The following is a 253-nucleotide window of genomic DNA, read 5'->3' as shown; positions in this document are numbered from 1 at the left end:
AAACGTTGGCTCATGATCTTCATAAGAAGCCATGATGATTATTGTTTGTTGACGCTTGTTTGTTTAGTTTTCAAAGAACAATCGATTGGAGCGGGTGATGGGAATCGAACCCACGACATCAGCTTGGAAGGCTGAGGTTTTACCACTAAACTACACCCGCAATCTAAAATTGCTGAATGGTCGGGAAGACAGGATTCGAACCTGCGACCCCTTGGTCCCAAACCAAGTGCTCTACCAAGCTGAGCTACTCCCC

Annotated in this window: 1 tRNA gene; it reads right to left on the bottom strand. The window is 46.2% G+C overall.

The window, feature by feature from the left end:
* Positions 1-86: 86 nt before the first annotated feature.
* Positions 87-160, bottom strand: a tRNA-Gly gene (locus JJQ88_RS21105).
* Positions 161-253 lie beyond the last annotated feature (93 nt).

Source organism: Bacillus sp. REN3 (assembly GCF_017912555.1).
In the GTDB taxonomy this organism is placed as follows: domain Bacteria; phylum Bacillota; class Bacilli; order Bacillales; family Cytobacillaceae; genus Mesobacillus.
Note: the sequence above shows the minus strand (reverse complement) of the source record. Positions and strands in the feature narration are given on the sequence as shown.